Origin of the sequence: Komagataeibacter oboediens, from assembly GCF_003207815.1 — a bacterium.
Lineage (GTDB): Bacteria > Pseudomonadota > Alphaproteobacteria > Acetobacterales > Acetobacteraceae > Komagataeibacter > Komagataeibacter oboediens.
Map to the genome: position 1 here is coordinate 1 of NZ_NKTX01000143.1, position 2,704 is coordinate 2,704.

3 protein-coding genes are annotated in these 2,704 nt (G+C 52.2%); all 3 read left to right on the forward strand.

Features of this window, described 5'->3' with window-relative positions:
- Positions 1-200: hypothetical protein (locus tag CFR80_RS19670; protein WP_220032764.1), on the forward strand; the 200-nt coding region annotated here is incomplete at its 5' end.
- 66 nt (positions 201-266) lie between these two features.
- Complete coding sequence (locus CFR80_RS17595) at positions 267-1,787, forward strand: hypothetical protein (RefSeq protein ID WP_110507818.1); 1,521 nt, start codon at positions 267-269, stop codon at positions 1,785-1,787.
- Between the two features lie 470 nt (positions 1,788-2,257).
- Positions 2,258-2,596 (forward strand): hypothetical protein, encoded by a 339-nt coding sequence (locus CFR80_RS19085; RefSeq protein ID WP_146221703.1) that lies wholly within the window; start codon positions 2,258-2,260, stop codon positions 2,594-2,596.
- The last annotated feature ends 108 nt before the right edge of the window (positions 2,597-2,704 follow it).

Sequence of the window (2,704 nt, forward strand, 5' to 3'; positions counted from 1 at the left end):
GTAGGATTTCGCCCCCTCCCGCAAACGACCCCTATCAGCCTCCACAAATGACCCACTCGGAGATGCTTGAGTGGTGTTTGAGGCAGTCGAAAGCTCCCGCTCTGCGCTCGCTCCAGACTGAAAGCATGGAAGAATTGGGCAAGAGAAAAATTGCTCAAGAGGAGGAGGTCAAGGGGGGAACGCCCTTGCACACGGATTGAAGCGGAGCGGCCCTTTAGGGTCAATCGGTAGTGTGTTACTTCCTGTGAAGCAGGGAGGAATGTTGGGTGTCAATCTATGCAGCAATTCGAGCCGCCGGACTCAAGACGCTAGCGGGCAATGGCAAGGGTGGGATTCAGGCAGCGGAACGGCACGCGAAGAGGCTCGATCCGGTCTCCCAGAAGCGGCACGTTCGGGACAGTGATCCGATAGCTTGGAGCAAGGCCGAAAGTGGAGCGTTGGATTACGTCGAGGCGTTCCGGGCGCATAAACGGGAAACGGGGGCAGGCGAACGCAAGGGGGCGGATCTCGGCCTGGAGTTCAAGGTGATCGTCAGCCCGGAATGGCTGGCTGAAAGCGGAGATCCTCATGACGCCAGCAATCCACGAGTGCAGCAGCTCGTGGCCGAGGCGAAGGCATGGGCCGAGAGTTGGGGCGGAGAGGGTGCGGTCTGGGGGCTGCGCTACGATACGGATGAACGCGGCTCTGGTGTGGTGGATGTGTTCATGTCGCCAGTGCGGGAACAGCGCCACAAAAGCGGGAAATCCAAGAAGGTCATATCCTGTCGCAAGGCAAAGCAGGAGCTATTAGAGGCTGAACGTGCCCTAGAACCCGATTTAAGGACTTCTGGAGCCGCTATGCAGTCTAGTTGGGCACGATGGACGCAGAAAAGGCTAGACCACCGTCTAGAGCGCGGAAAACCGAAAATAGAGACGGGTGCAGAGCATGAAAATGCTGATCTGTATGCCCGCATAGCGACACAGAAAGAGGCGGATTTATTACGGGAAAGAGCCCGCCTTCTGACGGAAGAATATGCTCTGGAAAACTGGGAAGCCGAGCTTTGGGATCGGGAGACAAGGGGTCATGTGGAGCTAGAATGGGAGTACCAAGAATTGGCGCAGCGTAAGGCGGCTCAAGCCGAACGGGAGCGCCAATTTATGGCCGTTCGTGAGGGATCAAAAAAAGCTGTGGCCGCTTTCCGATCTGGTGAGATTACTACCGTTGAGCCGTCACCAAAGAACCCGGAAAAATTGGCGGGCAGACTTGCCCGGAATCTATCTGATGAGCGACGTGAAGAGCTGCGAGCCATATGGCGTTTAACGTCTGAAACCACACGGAAACTCTTGGCGGAAATGTCGGCGGAACGGTTGGCTATGCAGCAGCGAGAAGCGGCCCTGCGAGATCAGGAAGCTGTATTTCAGGCGGCAAAAGATGAGGTTTTGCGCGGTTTGCGGGATGATTTCGACACCCTCAAAATGGCTTGGGCACGCAATGAGGCGACCTATAGCGTCAGCACTGCGGGGAATTGGCGTTGGTGGTTGGATGATGGGCTGACAGTTGACCGGCGGAACCGACTGCAAGACTGCATCAAAACCGTTGGTGGGCTGGTTGGATGGATGGCCCGCCGGTTTGAGGACACCATGAACATGGTTGTGCGGTATATGTCGAAGCCAGCGCAGGCCGAGTTCAAGTCCGAGTGGATAGACGCGCTGGATCGGGATGAAGATTTGGCATGGGATGGGCCGGGAGACGGCCCCAACGGCGTTTTTGGTGGCGGTGGAGGGGGTGGCCCTTCCCTCGATATGTGAGATTTTACCGGCTGGAAGGGAATCTGACCGGCTTGAGCGTAAATCTAGTCTTAGGCAAAAAATTAATTTTTTGGATTCGGAAGTCCGAATTCTCGTACAAAAATAATGTTTTTGCTTAAATGGTTGTTTCCAAATAATTTTTTCTCTCAACGAGAGTTAGAAAAAATTATTTGGAAACAATTACTTACGTCTACTTACGTCAATATTGTTTCTATATCGAAACAATATTGACGTAAAAATGAAAGTTTTTATGTCGGAAAGACACGATTCAGCGAAAAAAGTGTGCTATTCTAAAAGGTAACGTCATTCTGACCAGAGGAGTGCCCGCTCCAAAGCAAAGAATGCCGCCAGGTAGTGTTGTGAGTGCTTAAGTTTTTAAGGGTGTATGCCCTTTTTGGCCTCATAACAAGTTTTTTTCGCTTATTCGCGTACATCTACCGGTACGTGGTAAGCTGCTTAAGAGGGCCAAAATGGCTAAATTTAAAGTAACTCCGCCTGGTTTTAGGGCCGGGGAAATCAATCGTGACACGGTTATTCATCGTCCTCCTCTGGAACTTACAGAAGAGGAGCGCGCTCGTGCGCGAATGCTGCGTGTAGATCGGAAAATGTCATTTTCTGACATTGCGGATGTGATGGGGAAAGACCAGTCTGCGGTTGAAAAAGCGTTGTCTACTATACGAATGCCGGTAGCAAATCCGAAACGGAGGACGATTAACGTTACTCTGGAAGATGCGGCTTTCATTGAAAAACAGTTGCTTCCGGGTGAACCCTTTTGGAAAGGAGTTCACCGTCTTCTTGAGCAACTGTGATCCTGTAAAAGAGGCCATCGTGTGGATGGTACGCTAAACAACGTTTGGCATGAACAATAAAGGAACGATCAGGCGGCACGAGCCTGTTTCGACAGATTGAGCGTCTTG